Source organism: Achromobacter sp. T5-5 (assembly GCF_055397965.1).
This window is the reverse complement of sequence record NZ_AP027919.1, coordinates 4,898,671-4,915,213: the sequence shown is the minus strand read 5'-3', so window position 1 is coordinate 4,915,213 and position 16,543 is coordinate 4,898,671. Positions and strand designations below refer to the sequence as shown.

Annotated in this window: 16 protein-coding genes; 9 read left to right on the top strand and 7 right to left on the bottom strand. The window is 67.8% G+C overall.

What is annotated here, in order from left to right:
- The first annotated feature begins 13 nt into the window (after positions 1–13).
- Together ACZ50Q_RS22315 and ligA are read left to right on the top strand one after the other, a co-directional pair.
- A complete protein-coding gene (locus ACZ50Q_RS22315) occupies positions 14–1,084 on the top strand; it encodes a cell division protein ZipA C-terminal FtsZ-binding domain-containing protein (protein WP_076519312.1) in 1,071 nt (356 codons plus the stop codon).
- On the top strand, positions 1,084–3,183 hold the full coding sequence (gene ligA / locus ACZ50Q_RS22310) for an NAD-dependent DNA ligase LigA (RefSeq protein WP_464079575.1): 2,100 nt from the start codon (positions 1,084–1,086) through the stop codon (positions 3,181–3,183). Before ACZ50Q_RS22315 ends, ligA begins: the two co-directional genes overlap by 1 nt.
- Before the next feature lie 108 nt (positions 3,184–3,291).
- On the opposite strand, the gene ACZ50Q_RS22305 is transcribed toward ligA, so the two are convergent.
- The 4 genes from ACZ50Q_RS22305 to msrB form a co-directional block, all read right to left on the bottom strand.
- Positions 3,292–4,068 carry a peptidylprolyl isomerase gene (locus ACZ50Q_RS22305; protein WP_076519314.1) on the bottom strand — a complete coding sequence of 259 codons (777 nt, stop codon included), beginning with the start codon at positions 4,066–4,068 and terminating at the stop codon, positions 3,292–3,294.
- Positions 4,069–4,085: 17 nt separating this feature from the next.
- The gene (locus tag ACZ50Q_RS22300; RefSeq protein ID WP_076519315.1) at positions 4,086–4,355 is read right to left on the bottom strand and encodes a BolA family protein; all 270 of its coding nucleotides are present in this window, start codon (positions 4,353–4,355) and stop codon (positions 4,086–4,088) included.
- An 89-nt stretch (positions 4,356–4,444) separates the two neighbouring features.
- The gene (locus tag ACZ50Q_RS22295; RefSeq protein WP_092577705.1) at positions 4,445–5,029 is read right to left on the bottom strand and encodes a septation protein A; all 585 of its coding nucleotides are present in this window, start codon (positions 5,027–5,029) and stop codon (positions 4,445–4,447) included.
- On the bottom strand, positions 5,029–5,427 hold the full coding sequence (msrB, locus tag ACZ50Q_RS22290) for a peptide-methionine (R)-S-oxide reductase MsrB (protein ID WP_076519317.1): 399 nt from the start codon (positions 5,425–5,427) through the stop codon (positions 5,029–5,031). The genes ACZ50Q_RS22295 and msrB overlap by 1 nt, the downstream gene beginning before the upstream one ends.
- 52 nt (positions 5,428–5,479) lie before the next feature.
- Here msrB and ACZ50Q_RS22285 point away from each other — a divergent pair, with 52 nt between their 5' ends.
- The 7 genes from ACZ50Q_RS22285 to ACZ50Q_RS22255 all read left to right on the top strand — a co-directional run bounded on the left by ACZ50Q_RS22285 (position 5,480) and on the right by ACZ50Q_RS22255 (position 12,601).
- Complete coding sequence (locus ACZ50Q_RS22285; protein WP_076519318.1) at positions 5,480–6,157, top strand: energy-coupling factor ABC transporter ATP-binding protein; 678 nt, start codon at positions 5,480–5,482, stop codon at positions 6,155–6,157.
- Entirely contained in the window at positions 6,154–6,750 is a 597-nt protein-coding gene (locus ACZ50Q_RS22280; protein WP_092577708.1) for an energy-coupling factor transporter transmembrane component T family protein, read from the top strand. The genes ACZ50Q_RS22285 and ACZ50Q_RS22280 overlap by 4 nt, the downstream gene beginning before the upstream one ends.
- A gap of 41 nt (positions 6,751–6,791) precedes the next feature.
- A complete protein-coding gene (locus ACZ50Q_RS22275; protein ID WP_092577711.1) occupies positions 6,792–7,349 on the top strand; it encodes a biotin transporter BioY in 558 nt (185 codons plus the stop codon).
- A 263-nt stretch (positions 7,350–7,612) separates the two neighbouring features.
- On the top strand, positions 7,613–8,776 hold the full coding sequence (locus ACZ50Q_RS22270) for an ABC transporter substrate-binding protein (RefSeq protein WP_092577714.1): 1,164 nt from the start codon (positions 7,613–7,615) through the stop codon (positions 8,774–8,776).
- A 186-nt stretch (positions 8,777–8,962) separates the two neighbouring features.
- On the top strand, positions 8,963–10,000 hold the full coding sequence (locus tag ACZ50Q_RS22265) for a branched-chain amino acid ABC transporter permease (RefSeq protein WP_464079574.1): 1,038 nt from the start codon (positions 8,963–8,965) through the stop codon (positions 9,998–10,000).
- Between the two features lie 4 nt (positions 10,001–10,004).
- On the top strand, positions 10,005–11,840 hold the full coding sequence (locus ACZ50Q_RS22260; protein WP_464079573.1) for a branched-chain amino acid ABC transporter ATP-binding protein/permease: 1,836 nt from the start codon (positions 10,005–10,007) through the stop codon (positions 11,838–11,840).
- Positions 11,840–12,601 (top strand): ABC transporter ATP-binding protein, encoded by a 762-nt coding sequence (locus ACZ50Q_RS22255; RefSeq protein ID WP_464079572.1) that lies wholly within the window; start codon positions 11,840–11,842, stop codon positions 12,599–12,601. The genes ACZ50Q_RS22260 and ACZ50Q_RS22255 overlap by 1 nt, the downstream gene beginning before the upstream one ends.
- A gap of 69 nt (positions 12,602–12,670) precedes the next feature.
- Here the strand turns inward: ACZ50Q_RS22255 and ACZ50Q_RS22250 are convergent, their stop codons facing one another.
- Genes ACZ50Q_RS22250 through ACZ50Q_RS22240 form a run of 3 tightly spaced genes read right to left on the bottom strand, consistent with a single transcriptional unit; the run spans position 12,671 to position 16,497 of the window.
- Positions 12,671–14,818, bottom strand: coding sequence for a phosphocholine-specific phospholipase C (locus tag ACZ50Q_RS22250; protein ID WP_464079571.1), 2,148 nt, complete (start codon positions 14,816–14,818; stop codon positions 12,671–12,673).
- 47 nt (positions 14,819–14,865) lie between these two features.
- Positions 14,866–15,582: an IclR family transcriptional regulator gene (locus ACZ50Q_RS22245; RefSeq protein WP_076519326.1), complete on the bottom strand. Its 717-nt coding sequence runs from the start codon at positions 15,580–15,582 to the stop codon at positions 14,866–14,868.
- Between the two features lie 18 nt (positions 15,583–15,600).
- On the bottom strand, positions 15,601–16,497 hold the full coding sequence (locus tag ACZ50Q_RS22240) for an NAD(P)-dependent oxidoreductase (protein WP_464079570.1): 897 nt from the start codon (positions 16,495–16,497) through the stop codon (positions 15,601–15,603).
- Between the last annotated feature and the right edge of the window lie 46 nt (positions 16,498–16,543).

The window sequence follows — 16,543 nt, the reverse complement described above, 5'->3', positions numbered from 1 at the left end:
GCGGGATTTACACATGAGTGATTTGCAGATCGGGCTGATAGCCCTGGGCGTCTTGCTGATACTGCTGGTGTTGGGATTCAACTGGTGGCAGGACCGGCGCGTCCGGCGCAAGATGCAGAGCCATTTCCCCACCTCCGAACAGGATCCGTTGCTGGGTGCGGGCGCGGCCGGCGGCGCCGCGGCCACTGCCGCGGCCCGGCGCGAGCCCGGCATGGGCGGCGAACCCGCTCGCGCGCAGCCCGGCCAGCCCGCTCGCGTGGACCCGGGCAGCGACGCCGACGACACCGAAGACCCCGATCCCGCCTGCGAAGTCGTCATCGAGATCAACTTCGCCGAACCGGTGCGCGGCGCCGACCTGCTGCCCTACATGCAAAGCCTGCGCAGCGTGGGCCGCAAGCCGATGCGCGTGTTCGCCTCGACCGATCAGCGTCGCCACCGCGCGCGCATCCATGCCGGCGAGTCCTATGCGTCCATGCAGCTTGCCGTGTTGCTGGCCAACCGCAGCGGCCCCCTGACCGCGATTGAATGGTCGCAGGCCTGGGCGCGTGCGCAGGACATGGCCGAACGTTTCGACGCCACCATCGAGGGCCCCGACCAGCAGGCGGTCCTGGAGCAGGGCGCCCGCCTGGACGACACCTGCGCCGCGCTGGACACCCAGGTCGGCCTGACACTGCTGCTGGGCTCGGCCCAGCCGGCCGCCGAGGTGTTGGCCGTGGCGCGCGACGCCGGCTTTGTTCCCGACGGCAACCGCCTGGCCTGGCCCAACGAGAACGGCGTGACCCGCTTCACGCTGGCCCGCGCGGACGGCGCGGCCTTCGATGCGGGCATGGGGGGCATCGAACGCCTCTACCTGCTGCTCGACGTCCCGTGCAGCCCGGCGGACACCCGCGCCTTTGGCCGCATGGTCGACGTGGGCCGGGATTTGGCGGCGCGCTTGCGCGCCGAACTGGTCGACGACCAGGGCAAGCCCCTGGCCGACGGCTCCGAAGCGGTCATCGACGAACGTCTGCAGGTCTTGTTCGGCCAGCTTGAACAGGCGGGCCTGCCTGCCGGCAGCGAGCGTGCCCAGCGGGTGTTTGCCTGATGGTCAGTGGGGCCGGCGAGAATCCGGCGCAGGCGGCGGCGCGGCTGCGCGCCGCGATCGAACAGCACAACGTCCGCTATTACGTCTACGACGAGCCCTCCATCTCGGATGCCGAGTACGACGGGCTCATGCGGGAACTGCAGGCCCTGGAGGCCGAGCATCCGGAACTGGTGACGCCCGAATCGCCCACGCAGCGCGTGGGCGCGGCGCCCGTGTCCGCCTTTGGCAGCGTGCGCCACGTGGTGCCCATGCTGTCGCTCAACAATGCCTTCTCCGAGGAAGAGGTCGCCGCGTTCGATCGCCGCGTCACCGATACCCTGCGCGGCGCCGGCATGCTGGGCCCGGCGCAGCAACCGGATTACTTCTGTGAACTGAAGCTCGACGGCCTGGCGATCAGCCTGCGCTACGAGGACGGCCGCCTGGTGCAGGCCGCCACCCGGGGCGACGGGCAGACGGGCGAGGACGTCACCTCCAACATCCGCACGATCAAGGCGATTCCCCTGCAACTGAAGGGCGCGGCCCCGAAGGTGCTTGAGGTGCGCGGCGAAGTGCTGATGAATCGCGCCGACTTCGAAAAACTGAACCAGGCGCAGGCCAAGCGCGACGAAAAGGTGTTCGTCAATCCGCGCAACGCGGCCGCGGGCAGCCTGCGCCAGCTCGATCCCCGCATCACGGCCAAGCGGCCGCTGCGGTTCTTTGCGTATGGCTGGGGCGAGGTCCATGGCCTGCCCGGCACGCAGAACGGCCTGTTCGACGAGGCCTCGGCCGGCGCGGCGCAGGCCTCGCAGCTTCCCGAGAAATCCCACGGCGCGATGCTGGAATGGCTGGCCTCGCTGGGCCTGCCCGTCAACGTCGTGCACAACCACCGGGCCACGGGCGCCGAAGGCCTGATGGCCTTCTACGCCAAGGTCGGCGCCATGCGCGCCGAGCTGCCCTACGACATCGACGGCGTGGTCTACAAGGTGGATTCGCTGCCGGCGCAGAAGGTGCTGGGCTTCGTGGCGCGCGCGCCCCGCTTTGCGCTGGCGCACAAGTTCGCCGCCGAAGAGGCGACCACCACCTTGCTGGACATCGAAGTCCAGGTGGGCCGCACCGGTGCCATCACGCCCGTCGCGCGGCTCAAGCCCGTGTTCGTGGGCGGCGTCACCGTGACCAATGCCACGCTGCACAACGAAGACGAAATCCGCCGTAAGGACGTGCGCATCGGTGACACGGTCATCGTGCGCCGCGCGGGCGACGTCATACCCGAGGTGCTGGGACCGGTCCTGGACAAGCGGCCCGCCGATGCGCGGGAATTCGTCATGCCGACCGAGTGCCCGGTCTGCGGATCGGCCATCGAGCGGCTGGAAGGCGAAACGATCGCGCGCTGCACCGGCGGGCTGTTTTGCGGCGCGCAGCGCAAGCAGACGCTGTGGCATGCGGCCAGCCGCAAGGCGCTGGATATCGAGGGGCTGGGCGAAAAACTCGTGGATCAGCTCGTGGACAGCGGCCGCGTCAAGACGCTGGCCGACCTGTACGGGCTGCGTCCGCTGGAACTGGTCGGCCTGGACCGCATGGGCCAGAAGTCCGCCGACAACCTGATCGCCGCCATCGAGAAGGCGCGCTCGCCCGGCCTGGCCCGCCTGCTGTTCGCGCTGGGCATCCGCCACGTGGGCGAGACGACGGCACGCGACGTCGCAAGGCATTTCGGCAGCATCGACGCCATCATGGACGCCGACGAGGAAGCCTTGTCTTCGGTGCCGGACGTGGGGCCGGTGGTGGCGGCGTCGATCCGCCACTTCTTTGCCGAGCAGCACAACCGCGACGTGATCGAGCAGCTCAAGGCGCAGGGCGTGAACCCCGTGGCGGAAGCCGCGCCGCAAGACACCACGCTGGCCGGCAAGACCTTCGTGCTGACCGGCACGCTGCCGAACTGGACGCGCGAAGAAGCGTCCATGCACATCCAGGCGGCGGGCGGCAAGGTCAGCGGTTCGGTGTCCAAGAAGACCGCCTACCTGGTGGCGGGCGAAGAGGCCGGCAGCAAACTGACCAAGGCCCAGGAACTGGGCGTGCCGGTGCTGGATGAAGATGGCCTGAAGGCACTGCTGGGCATGTCCTGATCGGGGTCTCCCGATCAGGCCTGCCTGTCTGCCTACACCGCAAACGCCCGCGCGTCGCGCAAAAAAAACTGCCCGCTTCAAGCGGGCAGTTTTACGTCTGGCGGGGCCTTACTGGACCTTGGCCTTTTCGCGCAGTTGCTTCTGGTAGTCGGCCAGGGTTTGCTGGCGCATCATTTCTTCCAGTTGCGGGCGAACCTGATCCATCGGCGGGAATTCGACCGGGCGGGTGTCGTCAACCATGATGATGTGCCAGCCGAACTGGGTCTGGACCGGCTTGTCGACCACTTGACCCTTCTTGAGCTGCGTCACGGCTTGCGCGAACGGCTGCACGTAGTTGGTCGGGGGCGCCCAACCCAGGTCGCCACCCTTTTCGGCGCTGCCGGGGTCCTTGGAGTTCTTCTTGGCCAGGTCGTCGAACTTGCCCTTGTTGCTCTTGATCTGGGCCAGCAGGTCGTTCGCCGTCTTCTCGTCCTGGACGAGGATGTGGCGGACCTTGTATTCCATCTTGCCGGCCTGTTCCTTCTTGATCTTCTCGTATTCGGCGGTGACCTGGGCATCGGTGACCGGGTGCTTGGCCAGGTAGTCGGCCATCAGGGCGCGGACGAGGATGCCTTGGCGGGCCAGTTCGATCTCGGTCTGGACGTCCGCCTGCTTGGCGATGCCGCCGGATTCGGCGGCCTGCACGAAGATCTGGCGGTTGATCATTTCCTGCTTGACCTGTTCGCGCAGTTGCGGCGAATCGGTGGCGCCCTGGCCAACCAGGAGCTTGACGAATTGATCCAGGCTCTTTTGCGTGATGGCCTTACCGTTGACGGTAGCCACGTTTTGCGCAAAAGCAGGCACGGCGATGACGCAGGCCGCAGCCAGCATGACGATGCGTTTCATGAATATCCTTTTACTTTCTATTTGGGAGCCTGGGCGTCAAGCGCAAGCGCATGAATCGGATAGGGGATCAAATCTTGCAAATGATGATACACCAGCCTATGCCGCGCGACGGGCGAGAGCCCCGCGAAGCAAGGCGCCACGATGATCACGCGATAATGGCCGGCGCCGTTTTTACTGCCTTCGTGGCCGGCATGCAAATGGGAGTCGTCCAGGATCTCCAGGCTGAGGGGTTCCAGGGCGGCTAGCCGTTCCCGGATCAGGGCAATGCGATCGGTGGTTTCTGACATGGGAGCAAGGGGGAAGTTCCGGCGCGGCGGCCCCGCTTCGGGGGCGCGCGCGCCTGGGAAGAGAGTGGCGCAGGGGCGGCGCAGGAGGCTCAGGGCTTGCCGGGCGGCGTGGTGCCCGGGCCGGCCGGGGTGTTTTCCTCGGTCTGGATGTGCTTGCCCAGCCACAGGGACTGGCCGATCACGAAGACGATCATCAGGCCCATCAGGCCGAAGGCCTTGAAGCTGACCCACTGCGACTCGGTGAAGTGCCCGGAGAACGCGACGTAGAGGTTGAGGGCGCCGGCCACCAGAAAGAAGGCGGCCCAGAGCATGTTGAGCCGGTCCCAGGCCACGTCGGGTAATTGGATCTGCTTTTCCATCAGGCGGCGGATCAGGTTGCGACCGAACAACAGGCGGGCGAAGACCAGCGCGCCGCCGAACATCCAGTACAGCACCGTCGGCTTCCATTTGATGAAGACGTCGCTGTGCAGCCAGATGGTGGCGCCGCCGAACACCAGGATGACCGTCAGGTTGATCCAGTGCATGGCTTCGGTGGGGCGGCCGGTGGCCTTGAGCCAGACGATCTGCGCCACGGCCGCCGCCATGGCGACGCCCGTGGCGATGAAGATGTCCGTAAACCTGTAGGCGATGAAGAACAGGAGCAGCGGGAACAGGTCGAACAGAAACTTCTTCATCAGTCTTCTAGGGGTTCAAACGTCATCGACAGGGAATTGATGCAGTAGCGCAGGCCGGTGGGCTCGGGGCCGTCGGGAAAGACGTGGCCCAGGTGCGCGTCGCAGACATTGCACAGCACCTCGGTGCGCACCATGCCGTGGCTGGTGTCGCGTTCTTCGCGGACCAGTTCGGGATCCAGCGCCTGGAAGTAGCTGGGCCAGCCGCAACCCGCGTCGAATTTGGTGTCGGATGCGAAGAGCGCCGTGCCACAGCCCACGCAGCGGTAGATGCCGGGCGTGAAGGTATCCCAGTAGCGTCCGGTGAACGCGCGTTCGGTACCCTTTTGCCGAGTGACCACGTATTCTTCGGGGGAAAGCTGGGCGCGCCATTCGGCGTCGGTTTTGCGTACTTTTTCCATATGAGCTCTTGGAGTCGCGATGCCCGAAATGGTTCGGGCATAATCCCGCCCCATGTTAATCGAGTTTGACCAGGCGGTAGTATCCACGCCCCAGGCGGAAGTGTTGCGCGGGGTGAGCGTCACCCTGGCCGAACGCCGCATCGGCATCGTCGGCCCCAACGGCGCCGGCAAGAGCACGCTGGCGCGCCTGGTCAACGGGCTGGTGATTCCGTCCTCGGGCAAGGTGCGGGTGGACGGGCTGGATACGCGGCACGACCTGAAGGCCGTGCGCGCGCGCGTCGGCTTCGTCTTCCAGAACCCGGAAAACCAGATCGTCTTTCCCATCGTGCGCGAGGACTTGGCCTTCGGGCTCAAGCGCCTGGCGCCGGACCGGCGGCAGCGCGAGGCCCGCATCGAGTCCGGGCTGGACAGCCTGGGCGTCGGCCACCTGGCCGACCGCAGCAGCCATACGCTGTCCGGCGGCGAGCGCCAGCTGGTGGCCCTGGCCGCCGTGCTGGTCATGGAGCCCGCGCTCATCGTCTTTGACGAACCCACTACCCAGCTCGACCTGCGCAATCGCAACCGCGTGCGCGCCGCCATTGCCGGGCTGCCCCACGATGCCATCGTCGTCAGCCACGACCTGGAGCTGCTCGAGGACTTTGACCGCGTGCTGGTCGTGCGCGACGGCGCGATCGCGGCCGACGACACGCCTGCGGCCGCGCTGCGCTGGTACCGGGAGCACTGCGGATGATGGAGCCGCTGTACGTCCCGGGCGCCACGCCGCTGCACCGCCTGCCGGCGTGGGTCAAGCTGCTGGCCCTGATGGCGGCCGGCGCGGGGCTCTTCCTGCTGCGCGACCCGGTCTGGCTGGCGCTGGCGTTGGGATTTTCCGCGGCGCTGGTCTGGTCGACCGGCGTCGGCGCCGCCGCGGTCTGGCGCCAGGTGCGCGGACTGATCTGGATATTGCTGGCCGTGGCGTCGTTCACCGGCTGGTTTCAGGGGCCGGCCGACGCCCTGGCGGTCGTGCTGCGGGTGGCGGCCATGGTCGGCCTGGCGCTGGCCGTGACGCTGGCCACGCGCACCTCGGACCTGATCGCCGTCTGTGAAGGGGCGCTGCGGCCGCTGGAGCGCACGGGCCTTGTCGATGCCGAAAAGGTGGCGCTGGCCCTGGCGCTGGCGCTGCGCTTCGTGCCGGAAATCTGGCGTAATTTCCAGGAGATCCGCGAAGCCCAGGCCGCGCGCGGACTGGGCGCCAACCCGGTCGCGCTGATCGTGCCGCTGATCGTGCTGACCTTGAAGCGGGCCCAGGAAGTTTCCGAAGCGATCGATGCGCGCAGCGTCTGACGGCTGCGCGCCGTAAACAATCAACAAAGGGGGGAAAAGCCATGAAATCCAGTAACACGGTGCTGGTCGCGCTGTTCGCGGCGCTGATCGTCGTCCTGAGCCTGATGCCGCCGATTCCGATGCCCGGCATTCCCGTGCCCATCACCCTGCAGACGCTGGGCGCCATGCTGGCCGGGGCGATGCTGGGCCCGGTGCGCGGCGCGCTGGCGTGCCTGCTGTACCTGGCGCTGGCGGCGGTCGGCCTGCCGGTGCTGCCCGGCGGCCGTGGCGGCCTGGGCGCGTTCTTCGGTCCCACCGGCGGGTTTCTGGTCGGCATGGTGGCGGGCGCCTTCGTGACGGGCTGGCTCGCGCGCCGCCTGGCCGCCCGCAAATCGGGCACCTGGATGGGCCTGGCCGGCTATGTGGCCGCCTGCGTCGTGGGCGGCATTGCCGTGGTGTATGCGTTCGGCGTGCCGTGGCTGTCGGCGGTGGCGAAGATGGACCTGGCCAAGGCCGCGGCGGCGGTCGCCGTGTTCCTGCCCGGCGACCTGGTCAAGGCCGTGGTGGCCGCCTGGGTGGCGTCGCGCGTCGAGCGGGTGTGGCCGATGCTGGGCCGCTGAGGCCGGCCTTGCCCCCGATCATCCCAAGGGAATCCCCCAACTGACGCTCGTCACCCTTTCAAGTACAAGTTCGCCATTAACAAATGCGTTAGACAGATCGTGGTTTCCGGAGCACATTTCCGTAGCACATCAGGGAATTACCGTAGTTGCGCCAGGTCATCTGATACTGTTTTAACCATATAATATTTTTTTCTGTATAACTTTAAACAGGCTCGCTTCGCCTCGTTCGAGGCACACAAGAGCCATACACAGGAGACAAAAACATGCGCAAGCACTTCGGCTTGTCCGCGGCCGCCGCCGCTGTAGCCCTGACTCTGCCGCTTCTGGCGAGCGCACAGGTCAAGGTGGGCGTCACGGTGGCCAGCACCGGTCCCGCCGCCTCCCTGGGCATCCCCGAGCGCAACACCGTGGCCCTGCTGCCCAAGGAAGTTGCCGGCCAGAAAATCGAATGGATCGTCCTGGACGACGCCACCGACACGACCCAAGCCGTCAAGAACTCGCGCAAGCTGGCGTCGGACGACAAGGTCGACGTGCTGATCGGCACCTCCATCACGCCGGGATCGCTGGCCATGGTGGACGTGGCCGCCGAGGCCAAGGTGCCGATGATCAGCGTGGCGGCCAGCGCCAAGATCGTCGAGCCCGTGGACGACAAGCGCCGCTGGGTCTTCAAGACCCCGCAGAACGACGCGCTGATGGCAGGCGCCCTGGCCGACGCGATGGCCAAGTCCAAGGTCAAGACCCTGGGCTTCATCGGCTTTGCCGACGCCTACGGCGACGGCTGGCTGGACGTGATGCAGAAGGCCGCCAAGGCCAAGGGCATCGAGATCGTCGCCGTCGAAAAGTACGGCCGCACCGACACCAGCGTGACGGGCCAGGTGCTCAAGCTGGTCGGCGCCAAGCCCGACGCCATCCTGATCGCCGGCGCCGGCACCCCGTCCGCGCTGCCGCAAAAGGAACTGAAGGCGCGCAACTACGGCGGCACCATCTACCAGACCCACGGCGCCGCCAACAACGACGTGCTGCGCGTCTGCGGCAAGGACTGCAACGGCATGTTGCTGCCGGCCGGCCCGCTGCTCGTCGCCGCGCAACTGCCCGACAGCAACCCGGTCAAGAAGTCGGCCCTGGCCTACGTCGAAACCTACGAAAAGGCCCACGGCGCCGGTTCGACCAACACGTTCGGCGGCCACATGTGGGACGCCGGCCAACTGGTCGTGGCCGCCTTGCCCGTGGCCCTGAAGACGGGCGCCAAGCCCGGCACGCCGGAATTCCGCGCCGCAATGCGCGACGCGCTGGAAGGCGTGAAGGACCTGGCCGTTTCGCAAGGCGTGTTCAACATGTCGCCCACGGACCACGCCGGCTTTGACGAGCGTTCGCGCGTCATGGTCAAGGTGGAAAACGGCAAGTGGGTCTACCAGCCGGGCCTGTGATTCCCCAGATCGCCCGCGATCGGGTAGCCCTATCCCGGGCGGCCCGATCCACGGGCGCTCGGCGCGCGGCGGCTCACCGTTTGCCGCGCAGCCCGTCAGTACTTCGCACCGGCCTTTCCGGCCGGTGTGTCGTATCAGTGTTCCGAATGGGGTCGGGACACCAAGAAACCACAAGGTAGTTGTTCGATGGATTCATCAATTGCGCTGATCCTGCTGCAAGACGGTGTCGTCAACGGCGCCATCTATGCCCTGCTGGGCATGGCTCTGGTGCTGGTTTTCGCCGTCACGCGCGTCATTTTCATTCCCCAGGGCGAGTTCGTGGCGTTCGGCGCCCTGACCCTGGCCATGCTGGTGGACGGCAAAATGCCGGGCACCGCCTATCTGCTGCCGCTGCTGGGGCTCGTCTGCCTGGCGCTCGAACTGCTGCGGGCGCTGCGTACCCGCAACGCCGCGGGCCTGCCTCAAACCATTGCCACCTGCGTCGTGCTGCCGCTGGCGCTGTTCTGGCTGACCAAGAGCTACACCGCCCCGGACAACTCGCTGTGGCTGAACATGCTGCTGACGCTGTTCCTGGTGATCCCCATGGGTCCGATGGTCTATCGCATCGTCTACCAGCCGCTCGCCGAAGCCACCGTGCTGGTGCTGCTGATCGTCTCGGTCGCCGTGCACTTCGCGTTGATGGGCCTGGCGCTCGTGTTCTTCGGCGCCGAGGGCTGGCGCACGCCGGCGTTCGTCAGCGGGCAGGTCGACCTGGGATTCATGTCCTGGTCGGCGCAAAGCCTCTTCGTGGTCGCCACCTGCGCGCTGCTCATCCTGGCCCTGTGGCTGTTCTTCGGCAAGACGCTGTACGGCCGCGCGCTGCGCGCCACCGCCGTCAACCGCCGCGGCGCACGGCTGGTGGGCATCAGCACCAACATGTCGGGCTCGCTGACGTTCACGCTGGCCGTGGGCATCGGCGCGGTGTCCGGCATGCTGATCGCGCCCATCACCACCGTTTACTACGACACCGGTTTCCTCATCGGCCTGAAGGGCTTCGTGGGCGCCATCATCGGCGGCCTGGCCAGCTATCCCATCGCGGCGGCGGGCTCGCTGCTCGTCGGCGTGCTGGAATCGTTCTCTTCGTTCTGGGCCAGCGCCTACAAGGAAGTGATCGTCTTCACCCTGATCATTCCGGTTCTCGTCTGGCGTTCGTTCAGCACCCATCACGCGGACGAAGAGGAATAAAGCCATGAACCGCATTCTGCTTGCCGTATTTCTCGTCGTCCTGGCGGGCCTGCCGCTGGTCTCGGCCACGCCCGAGTTCTGGGTGACACAGCTCAACTACATCGGTCTGGCCAGCCTGGTCGTGCTGGGTCTCGTCCTGCTGACCGGCGTGGGCGGCCTGACGTCCTTCGGCCAGGCGGCCTTCGTGGGCCTGGGCGCCTACACCACCGCCTACCTGACCACGCAATACGACGTGTCGCCCTGGCTGGCGCTGCCCGCCGGCCTGGTGCTGACCGCCGTGGTGGCCTACCTGCTGGGCGCGATCACGCTGCGCCTGTCCGGCCATTACCTGCCGCTGGGCACCATTGCCTGGGGCCTGTCGCTGTATTACCTCTTTGGCAACATCGACTGGCTGGGCAAGCATGACGGCATTGCCGGCATCGAGCCCATCAGCATCTTCGGCATCTCGCTGGCCAGCGGCCGCCACATCTACTACCTGATCTGGGTGTTCGTGCTGCTGGCGCTGTGGGCCACGCGAAATCTGCTCAACTCGCGTCCGGGCCGGGCCATCCGCGCCCTCAAGAGCGGGGCGGGCATGGCCGAGTCCATGGGCGTCAACACGGCGGCCTACAAGATCGTGATCTTCGTGTGGGCGGCCTTGCTGGCCTGCCTGTCGGGCTGGCTGTATGCCCACATGCAGCGCGCCGTCAGTCCCAGCCCCTTCGGACTGAACTACGGCATCGAATACCTGTTCATGGCGGTGGTCGGCGGCGCCGGCTACGTCTGGGGCGCCTTGCTCGGCTCCAGCGTCATCCTGGTGCTGAAGGACCAGTTGCAGAACCTGCTGCCCAGGCTGCTGGACACCAACGCCAACTTCGAGATGATCGTCTTCGGCGTGCTGTTGATCCTGATGCTGCAGTTCGCCCGCAACGGCCTGTGGCCGATCCTGGCGGGCTGGTGGGGCAGCGTCACCGGCGCGGACGGATCGCGCCGCAACCTGGCGCCGCCCGCATCGGCGCCGGCGCTGCCGTCGCGCGAGCGCCCGCAAGCCGGCCAGGTGGTGCTGGAGGTCGACGCCATCCGCAAGGAATTCGGCGGCCTGGTCGCCGTCAACGACATTTCCTTCAAGGTCAGCTCGGGCGAGATCATGGGCCTGATCGGCCCGAACGGCGCCGGCAAGAGCACCACCTTCAACCTGATCAGCGGCGTGCTGCCGGTGACGCGCGGCCAGGTCACCTTCATGGGCCAGCGCATCGACAACCGCTCGGCGCGCGAAATCGCCAAGATGGGCGTGGGCCGCACGTTCCAGCACGTCCAGCTCCTGCCGGGCATGACCGTGCTGGAAAACGTGGCGCTGGGCGCGCATCTGCGCTCGGACGTTGGCGTGCTGTCCGGCGCCCTGCACTCGGACCGTGCCCGCGAGGCGCAGCTCCTGCATGAAGCTGCCCAGCAGCTCAAGCGGGTGGGCCTGGGCGAATTCCTGTACGAGCAGGCGGGCAACCTTGCGCTCGGCCAGCAGCGCATCCTGGAAATCGCGCGGGCGCTTGCCTGCGATCCGGTGCTGCTGCTGCTGGACGAACCGGCTGCCGGCTTGCGCTACAAGGAAAAGCAGGACCTGGCGCGCGTGCTGGAACAGCTCCGCGCGGAAGGCATGAGCATTCTGCTCGTCGAACATGACATGGATTTTGTGATGCGCCTGACCAACCACCTCGTGGTGATGGATTTCGGCACGAAGCTGGCCGAAGGCGTGCCGGCCGACGTGCAAAAGAACCCGGCGGTGCTGGAAGCCTATCTTGGCGGCATCGACGACGACCTGCCCGAAGCGGACCAGGCCAAGCCCGTGCCCGCGGGAGGCGTGTGATGAACGCAACGACGACTCCCGTTCTCGAAGTCAGTAACCTGTCGGCCCGCTATGGCAAGGTCGGCGCGCTGGCGGGCGCCACGCTCAGCGTGCCGGCCGGCAGCATCGTCACGGTGATCGGCGCCAACGGCGCCGGCAAGTCCACCATGCTCAACGCCATCATGGGCTCCTTGCCGCAGACCGGTCACGCGGCCGGCACGGTGCAGTATGCCGGCGCGGACGTGTCGGGCTGGCAGGTCGAGCGCCGCGTGGCGGCCGGCATGTCGCTGGTGCCCGAACGCCGCGAGCTCTTCGGCACCATGTCGGTGGAAGACAACCTGCTGCTGGGCGGCTTTCGCCGCTACCGCGCCCGCGAAAGCGGCTGGCGCGACACGCTGAACGAAGTGTTCGACCTGTTCCCGCGGCTGCGCGAGCGGCGCGCCCAGCAGGCCGGCACCCTGTCCGGCGGCGAACGCCAGATGCTGGCCGTGGGGCGCGCGCTCATGGCCAAGCCCAGCCTGCTGATGCTGGACGAGCCCAGCCTGGGGCTTGCGCCGCGCATCGTGCGCGAGATCTTCCACATCATCGCGCGGCTGCGCGAGACCGGCGTGGCGATCCTGCTGGTCGAGCAGAACGCCCGCGCGGCGCTGCAGGTGGCCGATTACGGCTACGTGCTGGAAACCGGCGAGGTCATCCTGCACGGCCCGGCGCGCGAACTGGCCGGCGATCCCAAGGTCATCGAAAGCTACCTGGGGCTGGGCAAGGGCGCCGAGGCGGCCTGACCGGGGACCGCACCGCGCGCAAGAACGCCGGCCGCCGAGAGGCGCCGGCGTTTTCTTTGGCCGGCCCGTTCAGGGCAGCGGCGTCCATTGCAGGATCAATTCGTTGCCCATTGCGGGATCCGACGTGGCGTGCGCGCCGGTTTCGATGCGCCCGGCCAGGCGGCGCAGGAAGGCCGCGTCGTCTCCATCGTGCACGCTGATGTCGTACCAACCGCCGCTCGCGGACATGTCCCAGGTGAGCTCGCGCGTCTCGCCGGGAGCCAGCGCGACCTCGGTTGTGCCTGGGTGGCCGTAGGCATTGGCGGCGATGCGGCAGGCGCGCGGCCGCGCGTCGGGATTATGCAGCGACAGTCGCAACAGCGCGCCAGCGCCTGGGTAGTCAGCCGTCACGTCCAGCGCGGGTGACGCGGGCCGGACCTGCCCGGCGCAGTGCAGGTGAAAGCCATTGGGGCCCAGCACCCAAAGGTCATAGCGGCCGTGCGGCGCGGTGTTCCATGCGCCTTCCAGCGCCTTGCCCGCCTCGACCGTATAGCGCCGCGGCCCGCTTGCGAGGTCAAGCCGGTCGTACACGTGCAGCACCGCGCCCGCGGCGCCCGTGTTTTCGAACCGCAGGAACACGCGGCCGTCTTCGACGCGGGCGTGGGCCTGCAGCGCATAGGGCAGGGCGCGCGACGGCCGCACGCCGGGATGCTGGCGTGCCGGCGCGGGCGCGAGCGGCGCCGGCGGCTTGACGGTGCCGGGCAGGGCTGCGGCGCGCGCCGCGCGCTCGGCGGTGGCGGGCAGGGTGCGCAGCAGGTCCTGGTCGTCCGGCGCGGCGAAATCGAACACGGACATGAGGTCGCCGCAGACCGCCCGGCGCCACGGCGAGATGTTCGGCTCGTCCACCCCGAAGCGCTGCGCGACAAAGCGCAGCACCGAGGTGTGATCGAAGACCTCCGAATTGACCCAGCCGCCCTTCGTCCAGGGCGACAGCACGTACATCGGCACGCGCGGACCCAGCCCGTAGACGCCGTGCAGGTGCGCGGGCGTGTCGTCCTGTTCGACGCCGGAAAGATGTTCGTGATATTCGCCCCGGGTGTCGACGGTGGACGCGCCGGCCAGTTCGCCCGCGGCGTTGCGCGAGGGCGGCGCGGGCGGCGGCATGTGATCGAAAAAGCCGTCGTTCTCGTCGAACATCAGCAGCAGCACGGTCTTGCTCCACACCGCGGGATTGGCGGTCAGCGCATCGAGCACGCGCGCGGTGTAGTCCGCGCCCTGGGCCGGGCTGGACGGGCTGGGATGTTCGGAGCCCGCGCGGGTCGCGCAGATCCACGATACCTGCGGCAGCGTGCCGTCCAGCACGTCCTGGCGCAGCAGATCCAGCCCGCGGGTGGTCAGCGCCTTGTCCTTCAATGCCGCGACGGCGCCGGGCAGGCCGCGACACGCGTCGCGGTAGGCCTTGAACCCGGCGGTGGGATTGAGCGAGTAGTTGTCCGCCATGTCCTGGTAGATGCGCCAACTGACGCCGGCGCGTTCCAGCCGTTCGGGATACGTGGTCCAGGTATAGGCGCGCGCCGGATCGCCGCCGGTGAGCTTGTTGTACGCGTTGCCCAGCGCCGGGCCGTTGCCTTGCGCCAGGCCGTCGTTGGTGCCGGTCCAGAGGAACAGCCGGTTGGTGTTGGTGCCGCCGGTGAACGAGCAATGGTAGGCGTCGCACACGGTGAAGGCGCGCGCCATCGCGTACTGGAACGGCAGGTCGGCCTCGCCGTAGTAGGCCATCGAGTGGTTTTTCTTGGCGGCCGGCCAGTTGCCCATGCGGCCGGCGTCCCAGGCGTCCTGCGCGTTGGACCAGGTGTGCGGCGTGCTGGCCAGGCGCATGGCCTCGTAGGCCGCCCGCGTGTCCAGCCGGTACGGCAGCACGGTGCGCGGCGCCCCTTCGTCCGGTTTGTCGTTGTACTGGGCCCAGACGGTGCGGTGACGCGCCTGCGGGCTGTCGGGCACCGGTATCGGAAAGCGGTCGCCAAAGCCACGCACCCCTTCCAGGCCGCCGAAATAATGGTCAAACGACCGGTTTTCCTGCATGAAGATCACGATGTGCTCCACATCGCGGATCGACCCGGTACGGCGGTTGGCCGGGATGGCCAGGGCGCGGCGGATGGCCGCGGGAAACAGCGCCAGCGCGCTGCCGGCGCCTGCCAGGGTGGCGCTGCCGCGCAGGAAATCGCGTCTGCTGTGCATGGGCTGGGCTCGCGGTCCAAAGCCCACAGCGTACGCCCGCCTTCCTGTTATTTGCCTGACGGCCAGCGGCCGCCCAGCGCGCGGGTGGCCTCGGCCGCCGCGTCCTGCACCAGCTTGCCCATTTTCTTGACGGCAGCGGGGGAATAGCGCTCTTTCGGACCGGACAGGGAAATGGCGCCGCACAGGTCCCCATCGGGGCCGAACACGGGGCTGGCCACCGCGGCGCAGTTGGGATCGCGCTCGCCCATGGACGTGAGCATCAGGCCGGCCTCGGCGGGGGATTTGCCGTCGACCAGATAGGCCGTCAGCAGCTTGCCGGCCGCGCCCTTGTCCAACGGCAGCAGGTCGCCGACCCGGATGCGATCCAGCGTGGAGTGGTGCGAATCCACCCGCAGCAGGCACACGCGCGTCTGCGCGTCGTGGTAGACGTGGAACGACGCGCTTTCAGTGCCTTTGTCGACCAGCGCCTGCAGCAGCGGCAGGATGGTTTCGGTCAGGCGATAGGTGGCCTCGTAGGCGCGGCCCAGGTGGTGGGCGTAGGGGCCGAGGGCATAGCGCCCGTCGGCGCGGCGCACCACCAGGGCGGCCTTTTCCAATGAAGCGATGAGCCGCAAGAGCGTGCTCTTGTAGAACCCCGTGGCCCGGGAAAGATCGGCAAGCGTGATGGGATCGGTGCGTTGCGCGACGGCCCCGACGATGGTCAGGGCGCGTTCGACGGCGGCGACGCCGTCGGTGGAATTATCCTGAGTAGGGGTACGACTCATGGGAAAGATAGGGGGTGATTACGTGGGGGTTCCCGACTCCGGATCGATCACCCGGCTGATGACCGGGAAATAGCGGTTGCCGTGCCCCTGGGCGATCGCTGCGTCGAACCAGTGATCCACGTTGCGGGCTCCCAGCGCCTGTACGCCGGTCTGTTCCGCCAGCGCCAGCGCATAGCGCAGGTCTTTGCGGGCGTAGTCCACGGGGAAGGCTTTTTCGGGAAAGTCTGCGGGCAGGATAGCCTTTAAGCCGTGGTTGCGCAACGCGAAGCTGTCCGCCGATCCGCGCGTGAAGGTCTCCAGCAGGACGCGCGGATCGACCCCCGAACGGCGCGCGATCGCACGGGCTTCGGACAGCGCCAGCACGGTTTCGAACAGCACCATGTTGTTCAGGATCTTCACGACCTGGCCGCTGCCGATGGGGCCGCAATGCGTGATTTCGTTCGCAAAGGTCGAGACCAGCGGCTTGACGCGCGCGAACGACGCTTCATCCCCGCCGATCATGACCGACAGCGTGCCGGCCTCGGCCGCGGCGCGCGTGCGGGCCACGGGCGCGTCGATGAAGGTCGCGCCCTTGGCGGCGAACTCGCCGGCCAATTCGCGCGTCACGTCGACAGGCGAGGTGCTCAGGTCCACGATCAACTGGCCGCTGCGCGCGTTCGCCAGCAGCCCGTCGGCCGCGCGGGCAAGTTGCGCCACGACCTCGCCGGACGGCAAGGACAGGAACACCACGTCGCACTCGCGCATGATCTGCGGGGCCGTCGCCGCGGCCACGTTGTGCGGCGCCAGGCGCTGCAAGGGGGCGGGGTCGTTGTCGCAGCCCAGCACGGGCACGCCGCCCTTGGCGGCCAGGTTGCGGCAGATGGGTTCGCCCATGACGCCCAGGCCGATGAAGCCGGCTCGTTGGAATTCAGGCATGAGGATGGTCTCCGATGAGGTAATGGATAGGCCGCGGCGCGCGGCC